Annotated in this window: 16 protein-coding genes; 6 read left to right on the top strand and 10 right to left on the bottom strand. The window is 31.3% G+C overall.

All coding sequences use genetic code 11. The features are described 5' to 3' along the window. The 7 genes from BT107_RS06165 to BT107_RS06135 form a co-directional block, all read right to left on the bottom strand. The coding region (locus tag BT107_RS06165; protein ID WP_139254278.1) for a DUF11 domain-containing protein at positions 1 to 4,721 on the bottom strand (4,721 nt) is incomplete at its 3' end. 231 nt (positions 4,722 to 4,952) lie between these two features. Next, positions 4,953 to 6,368, bottom strand: coding sequence for a CCA tRNA nucleotidyltransferase (locus tag BT107_RS06160; RefSeq protein ID WP_072302860.1), 1,416 nt, complete (start codon positions 6,366 to 6,368; stop codon positions 4,953 to 4,955). A 2-nt stretch (positions 6,369 to 6,370) separates the two neighbouring features. Beyond that, positions 6,371 to 6,961 (bottom strand): L-threonylcarbamoyladenylate synthase, encoded by a 591-nt coding sequence (locus BT107_RS06155; RefSeq protein WP_072302929.1) that lies wholly within the window; start codon positions 6,959 to 6,961, stop codon positions 6,371 to 6,373. Beyond that, positions 6,945 to 8,771, bottom strand: coding sequence for a CDP-glycerol glycerophosphotransferase family protein (locus BT107_RS17740; RefSeq protein ID WP_072302859.1), 1,827 nt, complete (start codon positions 8,769 to 8,771; stop codon positions 6,945 to 6,947). Before BT107_RS17740 ends, BT107_RS06155 begins: the two co-directional genes overlap by 17 nt. Next, positions 8,768 to 9,454, bottom strand: a complete 687-nt coding sequence (locus BT107_RS06145; RefSeq protein ID WP_072302858.1) for a phosphocholine cytidylyltransferase family protein — start codon at positions 9,452 to 9,454, stop codon at positions 8,768 to 8,770. The genes BT107_RS17740 and BT107_RS06145 overlap by 4 nt, the downstream gene beginning before the upstream one ends. A 136-nt stretch (positions 9,455 to 9,590) precedes the next feature. Beyond that, on the bottom strand, positions 9,591 to 10,427 hold the full coding sequence (locus tag BT107_RS06140) for a glycosyltransferase family A protein (protein WP_072302857.1): 837 nt from the start codon (positions 10,425 to 10,427) through the stop codon (positions 9,591 to 9,593). Positions 10,428 to 10,467: 40 nt separating this feature from the next. Next, a complete protein-coding gene (locus tag BT107_RS06135) occupies positions 10,468 to 11,325 on the bottom strand; it encodes an ATP-grasp fold amidoligase family protein (RefSeq protein ID WP_072302856.1) in 858 nt (285 codons plus the stop codon). An 80-nt stretch (positions 11,326 to 11,405) separates the two neighbouring features. Here BT107_RS06135 and BT107_RS06130 point away from each other — a divergent pair, with 80 nt between their 5' ends. Further along, positions 11,406 to 12,227, top strand: a complete 822-nt coding sequence (locus BT107_RS06130; RefSeq protein ID WP_072302855.1) for a glycosyltransferase family 2 protein — start codon at positions 11,406 to 11,408, stop codon at positions 12,225 to 12,227. A 70-nt stretch (positions 12,228 to 12,297) separates the two neighbouring features. Here the strand turns inward: BT107_RS06130 and BT107_RS06125 are convergent, their stop codons facing one another. After that, on the bottom strand, positions 12,298 to 13,113 hold the full coding sequence (locus tag BT107_RS06125; RefSeq protein WP_072302854.1) for a 2,3,4,5-tetrahydropyridine-2,6-dicarboxylate N-succinyltransferase: 816 nt from the start codon (positions 13,111 to 13,113) through the stop codon (positions 12,298 to 12,300). A 102-nt stretch (positions 13,114 to 13,215) separates the two neighbouring features. Here BT107_RS06125 and ruvX point away from each other — a divergent pair, with 102 nt between their 5' ends. From ruvX to BT107_RS06100, 5 genes are all read left to right on the top strand, one after another. Next, entirely contained in the window at positions 13,216 to 13,626 is a 411-nt protein-coding gene (ruvX, locus tag BT107_RS06120; protein WP_072302853.1) for a Holliday junction resolvase RuvX, read from the top strand. A 47-nt stretch (positions 13,627 to 13,673) separates the two neighbouring features. Then, entirely contained in the window at positions 13,674 to 14,264 is a 591-nt protein-coding gene (gene def / locus BT107_RS06115; protein ID WP_072302852.1) for a peptide deformylase, read from the top strand. A gap of 58 nt (positions 14,265 to 14,322) precedes the next feature. Next, positions 14,323 to 14,766 (top strand): DUF5606 family protein, encoded by a 444-nt coding sequence (locus BT107_RS06110; protein WP_072302851.1) that lies wholly within the window; start codon positions 14,323 to 14,325, stop codon positions 14,764 to 14,766. A 183-nt stretch (positions 14,767 to 14,949) separates the two neighbouring features. After that, complete coding sequence (locus BT107_RS06105; RefSeq protein ID WP_072302850.1) at positions 14,950 to 16,041, top strand: sensor histidine kinase; 1,092 nt, start codon at positions 14,950 to 14,952, stop codon at positions 16,039 to 16,041. After that, positions 16,041 to 16,433 carry a response regulator gene (locus BT107_RS06100; RefSeq protein WP_072302849.1) on the top strand — a complete coding sequence of 131 codons (393 nt, stop codon included), beginning with the start codon at positions 16,041 to 16,043 and terminating at the stop codon, positions 16,431 to 16,433. The genes BT107_RS06105 and BT107_RS06100 overlap by 1 nt, the downstream gene beginning before the upstream one ends. 40 nt (positions 16,434 to 16,473) lie before the next feature. Here BT107_RS06100 and BT107_RS06095 read toward each other — a convergent pair whose 3' ends face one another. Both BT107_RS06095 and BT107_RS06090 read right to left on the bottom strand, forming a co-directional pair. Further along, a complete protein-coding gene (locus BT107_RS06095; RefSeq protein WP_072302848.1) occupies positions 16,474 to 17,070 on the bottom strand; it encodes an LURP-one-related family protein in 597 nt (198 codons plus the stop codon). A gap of 125 nt (positions 17,071 to 17,195) precedes the next feature. Then, entirely contained in the window at positions 17,196 to 18,806 is a 1,611-nt protein-coding gene (locus tag BT107_RS06090) for a family 20 glycosylhydrolase (RefSeq protein WP_072302847.1), read from the bottom strand. Positions 18,807 to 18,809: the final 3 nt, after the last annotated feature.

Genomic DNA, 18,809 nt, shown 5'->3' with positions numbered 1-18,809 from the left:
ACAAGGTCGTTGTAAATAGAGATATCACAGGCAGATCCAGCTGGAGGCGTACCACCAATATTATCACAAGGATCAAGAGGATCAGTTTCATCATCTACTTCTTTACCATCAAGAATTAAATCACCATCTGAATCTGGGTTAAAAGGATCTGTACCTAGAGTCGCTTCTTGAGCATTAGTTAACCCATCCATATCACAATCACTAGTATCAAGTGGTGTACCACCGTTAGACTCACAATCATCAAGCGGATTGGTATTATCAGTTACCTCTTGTCCGTCAAGAATAGTATCCCCATCTGTATCAGGGTTGTTAGGATCTGTACTTAAAGTTACTTCTTCACCATCTAAAAGTCCGTCATTATCAGAATCAGGATTATTAGGATCAGTACCAAGTGCAGCTTCTTCAGCATTGGTTAATCCATCATTATCACAATCACTAGTATCAAGTGGTGTACCACCAATAGAATCACAATCGTCTAAAGGATCTGTACCATCTGTTACTTCTTGTCCGTTTAATATGCCATCACCATCACAATCTACAGTTAAATAATCTCCAGAAACAGGGATTGTAACACTTTCAACTACATAATCACAAGGGTCATTTTTATCTGTGCCATCTAATTCTTCTTGTATATCAAGTACTCCATCACCATCAATATCAGCAACTTCTCTAAAGTCAACTTCAATAGTACTAGTATCATCTTCATTATCCGTTGCTATTGCTCCTGTATCCAAATCATTGTTTACATCATTACCCGGTGTATCATCAAAGGCATCGTTTAATCCGTCATTATCAGCATCTGCTAAAGGATCTATAATAGTACCTTGGCCAGCTTCAAGAACATCATTAATACCATCGTTATCAGAATCATCATCCAAATAATCAGGAGTTAAATCCGTATCGGTATCCTCAGGTCTTAATCCGTTAGGGTAGTTTGTATCTACACCATTTGGACTAAAAGTATCTGCAGGAGCTACATAACCAGTTGTTGGTTGTGCTTCCACGTTATCTGGAATGCCATCGTCATCTGCATCGATATCTAAGAAATCTGCATTTCCTGTAGTATCTGTATTCAAAGGTGTTGTACCTTCTGAGCTATCAGCTTGACCGTTATTATCAGTATCTTCAAAATTAGTATCGTTATTATCGATTACACCATCATTGCTCGTATCTAAAGCATCATTACCAGCTTCATATACATCAAAAATACCATCATTGTCTCCATCTAAATCAAAGTGATTAGGGATACCGTCACCGTCAAAATCGAACGCTGGTTCCGTTGTTCCGTTTACATCACCAACCAATGGATCGTTTGGATCATCATCAGAATGGTTTGGAACACCATCGTTATCATCATCGGCACTAGGGTCTATTCCGTTAGACTCATCTATATCTGAGATGCCATCGTTATCGTCATCAAGGTCTGCTGTATCAGGGATACCATCATCATCAAAATCCAATACCGATCTAAAATCAACTTCAGCTACATCAGCATCATCTTCGTTATCCGTTGCTATTGCTCCTGTATCCAAATCATTGTTTACATCATTACCAGAAGTATCATCATAAGCATCGTTCAATCCGTCATTATCAGTATCTGCCAAAGGATCTACAAGAGTTCCTTGTCCAGCTTCTAACATATCTGAAATACCATCGTTATCAGAATCATCATCTAAATAATCTGGAATTAAATCATTATCCGTATCTACAGGAGTTAAACCAACAGGGTAGTTTGTATCTAATCCGTTAGTAGCTTCAGCATCTGCAGGAGCAGTATAACTAGCTGTTAATTGTGCTTCGACGTTATCTGGAATACCATCATCATCAGCATCAATATCTAAATAATTAGGTCCGCCTGTACTGTCTGTATTTGTTAAAGGTAGTGACGAAGCTGCTGTAGCATCATTCCACCCATCCGTTGTGGTTGTATCATCAAAGCCATCTACTATACCATCACCATTAACATCAGTGCCGCCAGCTTCAGTTGTATCTGTAATACCATCATTATCTGAATCTACATCTAAATAGTTAGGAATAGTATCATTATCAAAATCATTTACAGGAAGTGCAGTTCCTGTGCCATCATTAGGAGTGCCAAGAGTGGTGTTATTATCTGTATCTACAATATCTGAAAGTCCGTCGCCATCATCATCAGTTATATTACCTGTACCAATTCTACCATCGTTATCTAGATCTTCACCACCAGCTTCAATAACATCTGGAACACCATCATTTTCAGAATCTAAATCTATTCTATCATCCAATCCATCATTATCTGTATCTGGATTTGGAATAGGTGTACCTGGAGTAGTAGGACCAACTGGGTCTACACTATCTGCAAGGCCGTCATTATCTGTATCCGTTGCAAAAGTATCTATAATACCGTCACTGTTTGAGTCTGTACCACCAGCTTCTGTAATATCTGGTATACCATCGTTATCAGAATCTAAATCTAATCTATCTTCAATACCATCATTATCAGAATCTTCATCTAGTAATGGAGTCGTTGCTATTTCATCTGCAAGTCCGTCATCATCAATATCATTCATAGAAGTTGGGTCGCCCGGAGTTGGGTAGTCAATAATACCGTCACCGTTTGTGTCTATACCACCGGCTTCTGTAATATCTGGTATACCATCATTATCAGAATCTAAATCTATTCTATCCTTAACACCGTCATTATCTGAATCTTCATCAGGTAATGGAGTCGTTGCTATTTCATCTGCAAGTCCATCATTATTTGTATCAATCATTGAGGTTGGGTCCCCTGAAACTGGGTAGTCTATACGACCATCAGCATCTAAATCTACACCACCAGCTTCTATAATATCTGTAATACCATCATTATCAGAATCTAAATCTAAACTATCAGGTATACCATCGTTATCTGTGTCACCAGTTTCATCTGTATCTAATATTCCATCATTGTCGTCATCAATATCATCTAGATTTCCAATACCATCATTGTCAGTATCATATTGTACTGTAATAGTTTCAGATAAATCATCTGTATTTGTAATTGGATCTGCTAAATTATCTGCAACAGCGGGACCGCTAATTGTATTTGTGATTGAAGTACCTTCTGTATCATTATTTACAGAAACTCTAATTTGTATACTGGCAGAAGATCCATCTGTAAGATCGCCAATTACCCAAAGACCAGTGTTGTTATCATAAGTGTTTATTGTTCCTCCTGTAGGGTTTAGTGAATTGATGAATGTTAACCCAGTAGGTAAAAGATCGGTAACTTCTACATTAGTTACATCCTCAGGTCCATTATTTATTACATTTAGATTAAATGTAATAACCTCATTTTTTAATGGAGTACTATTATCTACTGTTTTTGTAGTAACTAAATCACTATCAATAGTAGAACTAAAACAATAATCTAAAACAGGAAACACATCACAATCTAGAGAATTATAAACACTACTTGCTGTGTCTCCGTCACCTACATTTCCTTCTGCCTTATGGCCACCAAAGCAAGGTTTATCTTGTCCGAATTTTTTAACTAATATATAATGTCCAGAAATACCTATATAACTGGCGAATTCAGTTCCTTGAATAAAACCGTCTGGAACCCTTGGACTATTATACTGCGTCCCAGTACCTGTAAGCATACTTGTACTATTATCACCCCAAAAATATGGTGTACCATCACTAGTAATGGCACCAGCAGCGGGGTGTCCTGGGCTATTATCTGCAGCACTTAAAAAGTTTACGTTTTCAAGATCACCAGTATTATCTGCATTTTGAACAATTACCCAAGACAGTTGATCTGTAGTATTACCTATACCAAGTTGTCCATTTTTGTTTTCTCCAAAAGTGTATATTTTATTATCGTTGGGGTTAAGTGCGTAATAAGACATTGTATCACCTCCGTCACCACTTGCCGTTACCGCTAATGAATATGCTTGTCCAGTAAAAGGAGCCATCATTTGTGTAGGAACATTTCTAGAAGTAAACCCAGTACCATCTCCTAAAGCAGTTACATTTCCCCAAGTAAAATAATCTCCTGAAGAATTCATAGCAAATATGGCTTTCTCAGTTACTTTAATATTTGATATGTTAGAAACACTGGCTTTATGCCAATTTGTATCTAAAGCCGTAGCACCATCACCAAACAATTCAAAATCATCATCTGCCATAACATAAACATCACCACTGTTTGTAAGTAAAACAATGACGCCTTTAGAGGCAGACATATACTTTATATCTGTTGGATTAATACCTATTGGCATTCCCGTAATAGGGTTTCCTGTGGGTGCAGTTACAGTTAACAGCTGAAAAGCTTCACTAGAAGTAAGTGTGCCATCTACAACTGCATTTTCTTGGCCCCATACATACATACCAGCAGTTGTCAATAAGAAGTTTTGTGGGTTTGCTCCACCTTGAGAGTCGTCACCTATTGTACCTAGCAGTGTAGTACCTCCATAATTATATCCGTTGGCAGGTGTTATTTCTTGCGGATCACCAGTAGTAGCACCGTTTGCTAATGCATTATCTCCCCATATTACATAACCTGTTTCAGTACGTACCATTGTACTATGGTAACCTTCAATAAGAATTTCTGAATTATTTGTAAAAGGTAAAGTCGGACAATCTTGAGCTTTTATTATATTATTAGAAGCTAAAATAAAAATAAAAATAAAAATACGTTTTAAGTATTTTTTTAAAAGATAAGTGTAAATAAATGTAAAAAAATATTTATTTTTTTTCATGATTAATATTAATGGTTAGTGTTAAATTTTATAAAAAGTGAAAATTATTATTATAAAAAAAACTAAATATACTTATGATGTATATCAAGTAATAATATTTCGTATAATTAACTAAAAGTATCGGTGAATGGTAAATAAATTGTATTTGGGGATAGCAGAAAATATATTGTTTATGTTTTTATGAACAATGTAAGGTGTTGTATTTGTTGGTAAAGAGGTAATTGTGATGTGTTATAATCCTAGTTCTTTTCCTTTTTGAAGCATAAAGTTATATGCGGCATCATACTCATTAGGTATAGTGCCTTCTAAAATGGCTTCTTTTATAGCATCTTTTAATATGCCTATTTCTTTAGAAGGCTTTAAATTAAATGTTTGCATAATTTGCTCTCCAGTAATTGGAGGTTGAAAATTACGTACATGATCTCTTTCTTCTACTTCAACTATTTTTTGTCTTACTAACTTAAAGTTATTCTGGTACTTACGTTGTTTTTTTGTGTTCTTTGTAGTAATGTCGGCCTCACACAAAGTCATTAAATCTTCTATGTTTTCACCAGCATCAAAAACCAAACGGCGTACGGCAGAATCTGTAACAAAATCTTCAGAAAGTACAATGGGTCTAGAACTCATTAAAACCATTTTTTGTACATATTTCATTTTGTCATTTAGTGGCATACGCAATCGTTTAAACAATTTGTAAACCATTTTAGATCCTACAAACTCATGTCCACGGAATGTCCATCCAATTTTTTTATGAAATTTTTTAGTTGGAGCCTTACCAATATCATGTAAAAGAGCAGCCCAACGAAGCCATAAGTTTTCTGTATGTACAGATATATTATCTACAACTTCTAAAGTGTGCCAAAAATTATCTTTGTGTTTATGACCTTCAACTTCTTCAATGCCTTGTAAAGCACTTAATTCAGGTAAAATAAAAGGTAGTAATTCTGATTTGTGTAGCAAGGCAAAACCTATAGATGGTTTTTCACTAGACATAATTTTATTTATTTCGTCTACAATTCTTTCTTTAGAAATTATTTTAATTCTCTCTTTATTGTTTAAGATAGAAGCAAAAGAATTATCCTCAATTTTAAACTGAAGTTGAGTCGCAAAGCGTATAGCTCTCATCATCCTTAAGGGATCGTCAGAATAAGTTATTCCTGGCTCTAACGGAGTTTTTATTGTTTTACTTTCTAGGTCTGCAATACCATTAAAAGGATCTATTAGATCGCCGTAATTTTCTTTGTTTAAAGAAATCGCCATTGCGTTAATGGTAAAATCTCTTCTGTTTTGGTCATCTTCTAATGTGCCGTTCTCTACAATAGGGTTTCTACTGTCTCTATGGTAACTTTCTTTACGAGCACCAACAAACTCTAACTCTAGATCTCCATATTTAAGCATAGCAGTACCAAAGTTTTTAAAAACTGAAACTTTTGGTTTTTTAGGTAGCTTAGAAGCAACTTTTTGTGCTAATTCTATACCACTACCAACAGCAACAATATCTATATCTTTAGGAGTGCCTCTTTTTAATAAAAAATCACGCACAAAGCCTCCAATAACATAACAAGCAACATTTAATTCTGCTGCAGCTTCTGTGATTGTTAAAAAAATAGGGTCTTTTATTGCGTCTTTGTAGTTCTGTTGCGTCATTCTTATTTGCGAATCACCTTTACTGTGCCATCATTACCGAGTTTTATAATAGATGACGGGGTGTCCTTTTGTTCGTTACGCTGCAAATTTACGGCATAGTCTACACCTTTTAAAATCTCTTTACTTATTTCTTTAAAACTTTTTGCGGTAGGTTCACCAGCTAGGTTTGCAGAAGTAGATACAATTGGCTTTTTAAACTTCTGAATTAAGTACTGACAAAACTTATCTGTAGCCACTCTTATAGCCAAACTATTATCTTCTGCAACTAAGTTTTTAGCAACACCTTTAGGATTGTCATATACAATAGTTGTTGGCTTGTCTGCTATGTCTATAATATCAAAAGCAACTTCTGGTACTTTTTCTACGTGTCTTTCTAGCATAAAATCATTAGAGACAAGACAGATCATTGTTTTTGTATTAGCTCTTTTTTTTAGCTGATATATTTTATTTACAGCATCTTCATTAGTAGCATCGCAACCAATACCCCAAACAGTATCTGTAGGGTAAATGATGATGCCACCTTCTTGTAAAACAGTAACGCATTTATTAATCTCTTCTGTGAAATTATTGTCTGTTTTAGTCTTGTTTGCCATTATGTAATTGTTGTAGTTTTTTATACCTTTCTTTTGTTGCGTTAGCATAGAGATAACTTATTATAATTCCTTTTTTGCCATCTAAAATGCCTAATTTAACAATATAATGCTCTAAGAACTTGCCTATAGGCTTTATGTAGAGATGATAAGGTGTAGCTTTTTTATTTTTAACAAAATCTTCTTGAGCTTTTAATTGTTCATATTTAACTCTTTTTTGTTTATATATGTTGTAATCAAAATAAGCATAGTGAATTAATTTATTTTTGAGGATGGAGGACTTTCCGTTAATCTCCAAGGTTTCATGAACAATTCTTTTAGTAGAAAAAGCAACCTTTTCTTTGTTAAATAGCCTGTAGTTTTTATCGTTTTGCCAACCGCAAAAGCGTAATATTTTATTGTTAAACATAAATGTTCTGTAAACAAAAAAGGCAGAAACATCTGTGTTTTTATTGTTTATAGTTTTTAAAATTTCTTGTTGTAAATCATCAGGAATCCTTTCATCAGCATCAATAAATAACACCCATTTATTTTGAGCTAAACTAAGGGCATATGCTTTTTGGTCTGAATAATTTTTAAATGCCCTTTGAATTAAAGAAACTTTTGGATGTTTTTTTATAGCTTCAACTGTTCCGTCGGTACTATATGAGTCTACAATTATAATTTCATCAGCAAACTTTAAATTTTCAATTACAGCGTCTATATTTCTAATTTCATTATATGTAATTAATAGAGCGCTTAATTTTTCAGATTTACTACCTTTATAGGTGTTTTTTATAGGTTTTTCAAAGATGGAATTAATTTTAAGAGCTCTGTCAATAGGAAGCTTACGCTTGGCAGGGACACCGTTTTTATGAATAAAATTTTTAGCGGCATTGATCATACGCTCTGCAGATTTACCATCTGAGTATGGGTGGTATTCATTTTGAATATATTCTCTTTGACTAGAAAAAGGATCATTTTCAAGATTAGTAATTATTTTTTCTTGTAGGTTATTGTAATTCGTAGAATTATCCCAGTATATAGTTTTATTTATGTTTTTATAGGTTATAACTGGTTTATTTAATAATAAAAACTCATAAATAACAGAAGAAGTATCACTTACCATTAAATCAGCTAAAAGTAAATACTTTATAATATTATTATCTTCTACAAAAATAACGTTCGCATTTTCTTTTGAAATAACCTTGTATATGTTTATTAAGTCTTTACTCATTAAATCATGAAATTTAATAAGTATTAAATAATTAGTATTTTTAGCTATCGATTTAATTTCATTTACCAAAAAAGGAGCAGAAGTAAGACTAGGTGAAAAAGTAGGTGCATAAAGAATTATTTTTTTAGCGTTGTAGCTTTTTAATAATTCGCTTTTTTCTGTACCATATTTATTTTTTTCAGAATAGTAGATATCTAATTTAGGCCACCCAGTTTCTACAACTTCAAAGTTTTTATATTTACGCTTAAACTCTAAAAATTTTTTTGTAAAATACGGTCCTTGGGTTAAGTACAAATCAAAATAATGTCTTATTTTAAAGTGACCTTTTTTTTCTCCTGCCAAGCCATGAAATATTTGTACTTTAACTCCTTGTACATAATAAGGAACTTCATTTCCTGGTGAAAATATAATATCGCTTTTGTAAAGTTGTAAATCTACTATTCTAGTGGTGTAATTATCTGTTTTATAAGGGAATTTTTGGGTAAGTTTAGAGTCAATGTACCATAAAAAATCATCTCCTTTTTCAATTAATAAATTCTTAATAGGATTTAAAATTCCAAAGGAATAAGCATTTTGACAAAATAAAATTACTTTCATTTATAAAATAAATTGTTGGCATTTACTAAATCTTCTTTAAAATCTACCTCCATACAGTTGTGCTCAGAAATATCAACAGCAGATAATGCTATATTATCATTTTCTATTGCTAATTCAAGGCCTTTTTCAAAATAATCATTATCATCACATTCTTCTAATCTTTTAATAAAAGATTTGATATCTTTTTTCGCAATATAATTTATGCCTACAGCTTCACCAAGACCATTTTTTACAGACTTAGATAGCTCAAAGATAAAATTATCTTTTAATGTATATTTTATTTCTTCATCAGCAACACTACTAGTATTAACAGCAACAAAAGAATTGTCTGTTTTTATTATAGGCAATAAAGTATTTAAAAGATTTTCATCAAAAACAACATCACCATTTAACCATAGTACAGATTGATCTGTATTTTTTAGTAATGCTCTTAATAAACTTTTTGATGTGTTTGTGCAGTCAAAAAAAGGATTATAGATATAGTTTAATTCAGGAAACCTTTCCATAATTAAATCTTTTTTAAAACCAACAACAACACTAAGGTCATTAATATTAAAAACTTTAGACAAATTCTCTATCTGCATTTGCATTATACTTTTGCCATTATTTAGTTTAGTAAGTGGCTTAGGAAAAGGGTTTCCCAATCTAGATCCTATACCAGCAGCAAGTATTACTATTTTCATTGTAAGTTCTTTAATAATTTAGGGTATTAATGTTTTGTCTTATTTAAGTAATAGATGCATAAAACTTAAATAAGTTAGCAACATAAATTATTTTATTTAGATTGTTAAGTTTTTTCTGTTTTTTTTCAGAAATAACTTACTTTTTTTGTTTTTTTAAAATGGACACTAAGTCAAAATGGTCAGATAACGCTTGCCACTGAGTCTCGTTTTTTTTCTTTTTAACATTTTCTTCTTTAAGAGAAACTTTTTGACTTCCCATAATTGGTATGGGTAGTTTAGGCTTAACACTAGTTTCTTTAGTTATTGTGTTATTTAATAAAGACATTCCTTTAAACCATAAGTCATCTGCTTTAGGTGTTAGTTTTAAAAATAAATCTTTATTAAATATTACACTTGGCATAGAGTTAGGAGGGTATAATACTCCCCAAGATCCTATAGGCAAGTAAGGGTTATGTAAATTAGTTTCTTCTCGAGTTCTCCACTTAATAAATGGCAAGTAGCTGCCATTTTCATTCATTTTTATTTGCGTAGCTCTATGAGCAATAATACAATTTTTATGTTTTAAGTGTTCTTGGTATAGTAACTCTAACCAATTGTTACGATACATTTGGTCATCATCACAAGTTACAATTATAGAAGAGGGGTTTTCTTCTAAAGTGTGTATTAGTTTTCTGTGAGAGCAAGTTAATTTAGAATATTTAATTTGAAATATGTTAGACTCTAACTTAATAAGTTTTTTTGGTAAATTATTTTTTAATGAATCATTTAACCATAAAATTATTTTTTCTGGTAACACTGTCTGATTTAAAATACTTTTTATAACCAAATCTAAATTATTTAACCTAGTTGGTATAGAAGTTAAAGAGACTATTACAGGGATGCTATCTTTATGTTGTATTAAGTTTTTTTGTGATTTTAATCTATACTTGCAAGTATAACATATAGAATAGGGTAACTCTTTAAATACTTTCATTTATATTTTGGTTAAGTAAGATTATTAGAATAATTTAAATTTAAACTAATGGTAGTTTTAAGTAATCTCCAACAATTTTATTGTATTCATCCGGATAAAATTCTTTGCGTGCATCTGTAGGGTAAAAGGTCATTTCTCCAAAAACAGATGAACCATTTACAGAATAAAAATCAACTCTAACAAAAGGAAATCCTTCAGACAGTTTTTTGGACAAATCAATAAGTTCGTTAAAATTAGTGGGCTTATTAATTTTATTTGGGTCTTTTTTCTTCCAACCAAATGGCATTTCCTCCCAATTTAAACTGTAAAAATATTTTCCTAAAGTATCAGACTGAGCAATTAAAAATTTTGGTTCACCGTCAAAACAATAAAACTTATAATCTATTAAATCATTGGTTATTTCATCTTGCATAAACTGTTCAATAATTAACCTTGGTTTTACATTTTTATAGGCCCATTCTAGTCCTCCTCTATAGTATTGGTTTTTGTTTAACCATTTATACATTTTTAAGTTAGCTTTGGTTTTATTTACTTTAGATTTATCTGTTACAACCAAATTAAAATTACATCCGTGAACACCTTTAATAACAAATTTTTCCGGCAATTTTTCCCAGTCAATTTCTTTTGGGGAATTATAAAGTCCTATACAGTTGTTTAAGTATTGTTCGCCTATTTTTTCTTCTACAAATTCTCTTACAGCGTATTTATCTACTAATTTTGGTAACAGAGGATTTCTGTAAAATACTTTGTACCATGATAATTTTTGATTAAATTCTACTGGGTTGTTGTAATCTAATTTTTTGCCTGTATAATACTCATAGTAATGCTTAACATAAAATTTTTGTGGTAAAAATTTAAATGTCTTAACGAGTTTTACCCAAATTTTTCTGAATATCATTTTTCTATTTAGTATTGTTTTTCAAAAGTAAAGATTATTAAAATAATCCTTAGTACTTTTGTTATCATTTTTAATTTTATATGAAAACACCAGACATTTCCGTTATAATAAGTACATACAATTCTGTAGAGTGGTTAAAAAAAGTACTTTGGGGATATAATACACAATCAATAAGTAACTTTGAAGTAGTTATAGCTGATGACGGATCTAGAGAAGAGACTAAAGCTGTTATAGAAGAATTAAAGAAAGTTGTAAATTATAGTATAACTCACGTTTGGCATAAAGATAACGGGTTTCAAAAATCTCAAATATTAAATAAAGCAATTGTAGAAACTAGAGCTCCATATATTATAATGTCTGATGGTGATTGTATACCAAGAAAGGACTTTGTAGAAATTCACAATAAGTATAAAGAGGAAGGTTATTTTTTATCTGGAGGCTATTTTAAGCTTCCTATGAATATATCAGAATTAATTTCTAAAGAAGATATAGAGACAAATATTTGTTTTTCTATTTTATGGTTAAAAGAACATGGGCTAAAAAAATCTTTTAAAAATAATAAATTAAGGTTTACTGATTTTGGAGCTAAATTTTTAAATACAGTTACAACTACCAAAGCTACCTGGAACGGACACAATTCTTCAGGTTGGAAAAAAGATATTTTAGCAGTTAATGGTTTTGATGAGCGTATGCAATATGGTGGACAAGATAGAGAATTAGGAGAGCGGCTAGTAAATTTAGGTATAAAAACTAAGCAAATTAGGTACAGTGCAATTGTTATACATTTGGACCACCCTAGAGGTTATGCCAATAAGGAAAGTTGGAAAATAAATAATGATATTAGAAAAGAAACTCGTACTTTAAAACACAAGACAACTAATTTTGGAATTAGAAAAGAGTAACTTATTGGTATAAGACAAAAAGCCCACAATTACAATTGTGGGCTTTTTGTTTACATTCTATTTAGAAGTTTTAAACAGCAACATCATACTCACGCAAAGCATCGTTTAAAGAAGTCTTTTTATTTGTGCTCTCTTTTCGCTTGCCTATAATTAATGCACAAGGAACGTTGTATTCACCTGCAGCAAATTTTTTGGTATAGCTACCAGGTATAACTACAGAACGTGCAGGTACTCTACCTTTCATTTCTATTGGAGTATCACCAGTAACATCTATAATTTTAGTACTCATAGTTAATACTACGTTAGCGCCTAAAACAGCTTCTTTTTCTACTCTTACACCTTCTACAACTATACATCTAGAGCCAATAAAAGCACCATCTTCTATAATTACAGGGGATGCTTGTAAAGGTTCTAAAACACCACCAATACCGACACCACCACTAAGGTGTACATTTTTTCCAATTTGTGCACAACTACCAACAGTAGCCCAAGTATCTACCATTGTACCTTCGTCTACATAAGCACCAATGTTTACGTAACTAGGCATTAAAATAGTACCAGGAGAAATGTAAGCCCCGTGTCTTGCAACTGCATTTGGAACTACACGAATTCCTTTTTCTTTATAACCTCTTTTTAAAGGCATTTTATCGTGATATTCAAAAATACCAGCTTCTAATGTTTCCATTTTCTGAATAGGGAAATAAAGCACAACAGCTTTTTTTACCCATTCATTAATTTGCCAATCATCACCAATAGGTTCGGCACATCTTAGTTTTCCGTTGTCTATTAGGTCAATTACTTCTCTAATAGCGTCTTGTGTAGCTGTTTCTTTTAATAAATCTCGGTTATCCCAAGCAGCTTCTATAGTTTTCTGTAATTCTGTCATTTTTGTAAAATCAATTTTAGCAAAGATAATAGGTGAGACTTAATAATTTAATCAAATGTAAACATATAACAATTTATATATTATTTTTGTCAAAAAAACAATTTGGGTAGAATACTAGCATTAGATTTTGGAAAAGTACGTACGGGTATTGCAGTAACAGATGAAATGCAAATTATAGCATCTGGATTAACCACTGTTAATACTAAGGAACTTATATTGTTTTTAAAAGACTATATAGCTAAAGAAAAAGTAGATAAGATTATAGTGGGGGAGCCTAAACAAATGGATAACACAGCTTCTGAGTCAGAAGTGTTAATTATACCTTTTTTGGCAAAACTTAAAACTATTTTTCCTAATATGCCTATAGAAAGAGAAGATGAGCGTTTTACCTCTAAAATGGCATTTAAAACTATGATAGATAGTGGGCTAAATAAAAGGCAACGCAGAAATAAAGCACTTGTAGATGAGATTAGTGCTACAATTATTTTACAATCTTATTTAAGTAGAAATTAAAATTTTAATTGTTTTCATAAAACAATTTTAAAAAATTAAGTATTAATATGATTTTACCAATTACAGCATACGGAGACCCTGTGCTAAGAAAAAAAGCAAAAGATATAAACCAAGATCATCCTAAGTTAAAAGAACTTATAGATAATATGTGGGAGACTATGTATAATGCAAGTGGGGTAGGTTTAGCTGCGCCGCAAATTGGTTTGCCAGTTCGTATCTTTTTAGTAGACACAACTCCTTTTTCTGATGATGAAGATTTATCTGAAGAAGAACAAAAAGCATTAGACGGATTTAAAAAAGTGTTTATTAATGCTAAAATAACTGATGAAACTGGTGAGGAATGGACTTTTAACGAAGGCTGTTTAAGTATCCCAGACATTAGAGAAGATGTATCTAGAAAAGAGAATATAAAAATTACCTACCTAGATGAGAATTTTAAGGAACACACAGAAGAATATGATGGTTTATTGGCTAGAGTTATACAGCACGAATATGACCATATTGAAGGTGTGTTGTTTACAGACAAGTTATCTTCATTAAAGAAACGCTTGTTAAAGAATAAGTTAGGTAATATATCTAAAGGGAAAATAAGAGTAGAATATAGAATGCGTTTTCCGGAAATGAAAAAAGGAAGATAGATTCCTTTTTTATCGGTTTAAAAAATGTAATATTTGTAAAAGATTTATAAAATAGAATATGAGTTTAGATAAAATTTTATCAATTGCTGGTAAACCAGGATTACACAAATTAGTAACACAAACACGTACAGGGTTTGTTGCAGAATCTTTAATAGATGGTAAGAGAAGCACAGTTAATATGCGTACTAATGTTAGTGTTTTATCAGAAATTGCGATTTATACATTAGAGGAGGAAGTTCCTTTAAGAGAAGTTTTTAGTAAAATACAAGAAAAAGAAAGCGGAGAAAAAACTGCTGTTAAGCATAAAGATGATAAATTAAAGCTAGAAGAATACTTTTTTGAAGTATTACCTAACTATGATGAAGATAGAGTATATGCTAGTGATATTAAGAAAGTGATACAATGGTATAACTTATTACATGATCACGGTATTACAGACTTTACTGCTCCTGAAGAAACTAAAGAAGAAGTAAAGGCAGAAGAAGAGTCTACAGAGAAATAAATTTTCTTTTTTAAAATAGTAAAGGGTTGCATATTATATGCAACCCTTTTTTGTTTACCTATATTAGTAAGTCATTGGTCTATAGATATAGAGCTTCTAAGGAGAAACAAAAAGCTTTATAAAATAAAATCTAGAATTTAGCGGTGTAATACAGTTTTAACCCCAAATTAAAAAAAAAGTAGTATGAGTGCTAAACCTATGAATGTAGACAATGAGTTAAGAGGAGTTTTTTTTGATATGGCACATTCGCCATTTGTTATCCTAGATAAAAATTTAATTTTTGTGGATATGAATAAAGCTGCAACCACAACATTAAATATTAATAAATGTGATTTTATTGGAAAGTCTCTCTTAGATGCTTTTCCTCATTTAAAAGGGACAGAGAGGTTAAAAACTTATCAAAAGGTAATAGAAACTGGGGAGTCAATAAGTTTAGATGAAGTTTCTTTTTATACAGAAACTAAAACCTTTAAATTTATAATTAGAGCTTTTAAAATTGGTGATGGGTTAGGTATTACCACTTTAGATGTAAGTAGCCTAATGAGCAGTATAGAGCAACTTAAGGCAACTCAGAATAGCTTAGAGGCAGTAAATGAAAATTTAAAAAGTAAAAATCAAGAGTTAGAAGAGTTCTCTTATGTAGCAGCACATGACTTAAGAGCTCCTTTAACTAATATGCAAAGTTTATTTGCGATGCTAGAATCTAGCAATACAATTACAGAAGAAGCAAAACCAATTTTTGACAAGCTAAAATATGTAGGTAAACTTATGTGCGATAAGCTAAAAGCTTTAAATAGTGTAATTGCATTAAAATCTAATCTAGGAGCAAAAAAAGAAAAGATAAACTTTAAAGAAATTGTAGAAAAAATAAAAGCTATACACTCAGAAAAAATAATAGAAAGCAGAACAATTATAAAAGAAGATTTTACCGCATACCCAACAATAGACTACAACCCAGTACAGTTTGAAAGTATTTTACACAACTTAATATCTAACGCCATAAAATACAAACACGCAAGAAGAAAGCCATTAATATCTATATCTACAAAAATAGAAGAGAATAAGCCAGTATTAATAATTAAAGACAATGGTTTAGGTTTTGATACAAGTAATGATCCAAATAAAATATTTAGGTTATTTAAAAGAATGCATACACACGTAGAAGGTCTAGGAGTAGGGCTTTATATTATTTATACTATTGTTAAAAATAACGGAGGCGATATAATAGTAGAAAGTGAAATTAATAAAGGAACACAATTTAAAATATATTTTTAATGGAAAAAAATACTAACAACTTATACAGAATATTATTAGTTGAAGATGATGAAGTCACAAACTTTATTACAATTAGTAAATTAAGTAATCTAGGGTTTACAAATATAAAAGCAGTAGAAAACGGACAAGAAGCTATTGATTACTTAAAGCAGTATCAACCAGATTTAATTATATTGGATATTAATATGCCAATAATGGATGGTTTTGAATTTATGGAATACAAAGAAGATAATAATTATTGTACAGGTATTCCTATAATTATTGTAACGTCTTCAGGTAGGCCATTAGATAAAGAAAAAGCCTTAGGTTTTGTAGATGTTATTGATTATTTAGAGAAACCTTTAAATTATGATAAAATACAAAAAATACTACTGAGTGTTAAAGATAATTAAATAGCGCCTTGCCTAAACAAGGCGTTATTTATTAGGTTTATTAACCTCTTCTACGTTCTAATAAAATCATCATCATTAAGCCTAGCATAATTCGGTCATCATCATTGCTGTCCATTTCTCCTTGTTTGCTTAACTCAAAATTTCTGCCAAAAAATGAAGCTGTCTTTTTTAATTTTATAATAGATTTTCCTTGATTATCTTTTACTATATAAGAAGGATTAAATAAATAACCAGTAAACATACTTAACACCGGAATTTCTCCTAACATTGAGTCAAAAACTTTAACCCAAGGGTTTTCTTCACTTATATTATATTGTTGTTTTTGGTTCTCATCAATAATATTGTAATGTGCTTTCCAGATAGATCTCCACCCTTTACGTGCAACTTTACCAAATTCGTTACCGTTTTCATCTTTAAAAGCATAAGCTGCAGAAAAATCTAACCATTTATCAGCCTTTATACTGTAGTTAACTTTTGCTTTAGACTCGTCACTATAAATTTTAATTTCTTCTTTAAACTTAAACATCTTTTGTTTTACATAGGCTATTGTTTTTCCAGAGGCATCTGTAGCTGTAAAATCATTAGAGAAAGATGATATTTTAAACTGAAAAGTAACAGGAAATTGAATGTTTTGCATAAATTAATATCTAGTTTGTTTAGTATAATATATGGTAATATAACTCTTACAAATCTAGCTTATTGTATAAAAAATTAGACTTGTTGTATAAGAATATAACAAGCCTAATTTAAACTAAAAAACTACTAATTTTTCTTTATTTCTTCATAAGTATGTTTACTTATTTTCCAATCTATTAGTTTAGTTGGGTAGTATTTTACATTCATACGCTCTAGATATGGCGCTTGGTTAGCTAACCTTACTTTATAATTTTCCCAATTTCTATTTTCTTTAATACTCCAGTTTAATTCTGAGTAACCAATTATTCTTGGAAAAGCTAAGTATTCTAATTCTTCAATATTGCTAATAGTTTCAGACCAAAGAGGAGCTTCAATACCTAATATTTTATCTTTGGGTAATCCCTTAACAAATGTTTCTGGTGTCCATATATAAGCAGAGTCTACAGGTATATAAGTTGCCCAGTGTAAACCGTGTTTAGATAGCGTATCATACTGCATATCTAGGTATGCTTTTTTAGCAGGAGAAAGAATAAGTTTCATTCCTTTTTCAATAGCTCTAGTTGCATTTTTTTCACTACTCCAGAATTGGGCAACAGAAGAGCTGCTAATTTCGGTATTTGCAATCTCGTCCCATCCAACTGGAATTTTTCCGTGGCTCTCTACAATTTTAGAAACCTTTAGAACAAATTTTTTAAAATCTTTTTTCTTGGTAACGTGACTTTCATCGCCTCCCAAATGAAAATATGGACCAGGAGAAATAGCAGAAATTTCTCTTACAACATCATCTATAAAAGCGTAAACAATATCTTTATTAGCATCAAAAGTACTAAAGCCTACACGCATCCCTGTATATACCTTTGGTGTTTTTCCGTTGCCATTTAGTTGTGGGTAAGCAACAGTAGCTGCGTTAGTGTGTCCTGGCATATCTACCTCTGGCACAATAATTATGTGTCTTTCTGCAGCGTAGCGTACAATTTCTTTATAATCTTCTTGTGTATAAAAACCTCCTGGACCACCACCAACTTCTGTACTTGCTCCAATTTCTGTAAGTTTAGGCCAAGACTTAATCTCTATACGCCAACCTTGATCGTCTGTTAAGTGCAAATGCAAGGCGTTAAATTTATAATAAGCTAAAATGTCTAAGTACTTTTTTACATCGCCAACACTAAAAAAGTGTCTAGCAACATCTAACATAGCTCCTCTATATTCAAAATTAGGTTGATCTAAAATTTTGCCAGTAGGTACCAACCACATTTTATGTGCTGTAAGTGTATCGTTACTTTCTTCAGGTATAATTTGTCTTAATGTCTGTATACCTCTAAAGGCACCAGCAGCTGTTTTAGCATTAATAATAATAGAATCTTGCGTAATGTACATTTGGTATGCCTCTACATTATCTAACTCTAAACTATCTGTTTTGTTTATGTATATTATTTTATTGGTGGTAGTACTGGTTGTGTTAACCGGAACGTCTAAATCTATTTTAGAACTTATTTTATTAGATAAAAAAGAACCAACTTTTTCAAAATCTGAATCTTGAGTTGTGTAAATAGCAGTATTTTTATCTAAGCCAAAAGCACTGTTGGTGGGTGTTACTTTTAGCGGTATAGGAATTATATTTTCAGTTGCTAAGTCAGTTGTAGGGTAATTAATAATTACTTTTTTTTCTTGACAAGCAATAATGCTAAAAATTCCAATTAAGGCTAGCAGGGTTCTAAATAATATAGAGTTTCTCATTTA

The organism is Cellulophaga fucicola, from assembly GCF_900119145.1.
Classification (GTDB): Bacteria; Bacteroidota; Bacteroidia; order Flavobacteriales; family Flavobacteriaceae; genus Cellulophaga; species Cellulophaga fucicola.
Note: the sequence above shows the minus strand (reverse complement) of the source record. Positions and strands in the feature narration are given on the sequence as shown.

Excerpts from the sequence above, each read along its gene's own strand:
- BT107_RS06135 (WP_072302856.1), bottom strand. The coding sequence starts at position 11,325 with ATGATATTCAGAAAAATTTGGGTAAAACTCGTTAAGACATTTAAATTT.
- BT107_RS06090 (WP_072302847.1), bottom strand. The coding sequence starts at position 18,806 with ATGAGAAACTCTATATTATTTAGAACCCTGCTAGCCTTAATTGGAATT.
- BT107_RS06155 (WP_072302929.1), bottom strand. The coding sequence starts at position 6,961 with ATGGCAAACAAGACTAAAACAGACAATAATTTCACAGAAGAGATTAAT.
- BT107_RS06110 (WP_072302851.1), top strand. The coding sequence starts at position 14,323 with ATGAGTTTAGATAAAATTTTATCAATTGCTGGTAAACCAGGATTACAC.
- BT107_RS06125 (WP_072302854.1), bottom strand. The coding sequence starts at position 13,113 with ATGACAGAATTACAGAAAACTATAGAAGCTGCTTGGGATAACCGAGAT.
- BT107_RS06130 (WP_072302855.1), top strand. The coding sequence starts at position 11,406 with ATGAAAACACCAGACATTTCCGTTATAATAAGTACATACAATTCTGTA.
- BT107_RS06160 (WP_072302860.1), bottom strand. The coding sequence starts at position 6,368 with ATGACGCAACAGAACTACAAAGACGCAATAAAAGACCCTATTTTTTTA.
- BT107_RS06100 (WP_072302849.1), top strand. The coding sequence starts at position 16,041 with ATGGAAAAAAATACTAACAACTTATACAGAATATTATTAGTTGAAGAT.
- BT107_RS06140 (WP_072302857.1), bottom strand. The coding sequence starts at position 10,427 with ATGAAAGTATTTAAAGAGTTACCCTATTCTATATGTTATACTTGCAAG.
- def (WP_072302852.1), top strand. The coding sequence starts at position 13,674 with ATGATTTTACCAATTACAGCATACGGAGACCCTGTGCTAAGAAAAAAA.
- BT107_RS06105 (WP_072302850.1), top strand. The coding sequence starts at position 14,950 with ATGAGTGCTAAACCTATGAATGTAGACAATGAGTTAAGAGGAGTTTTT.
- BT107_RS17740 (WP_072302859.1), bottom strand. The coding sequence starts at position 8,771 with ATGAAAGTAATTTTATTTTGTCAAAATGCTTATTCCTTTGGAATTTTA.
- BT107_RS06095 (WP_072302848.1), bottom strand. The coding sequence starts at position 17,070 with ATGCAAAACATTCAATTTCCTGTTACTTTTCAGTTTAAAATATCATCT.
- BT107_RS06145 (WP_072302858.1), bottom strand. The coding sequence starts at position 9,454 with ATGAAAATAGTAATACTTGCTGCTGGTATAGGATCTAGATTGGGAAAC.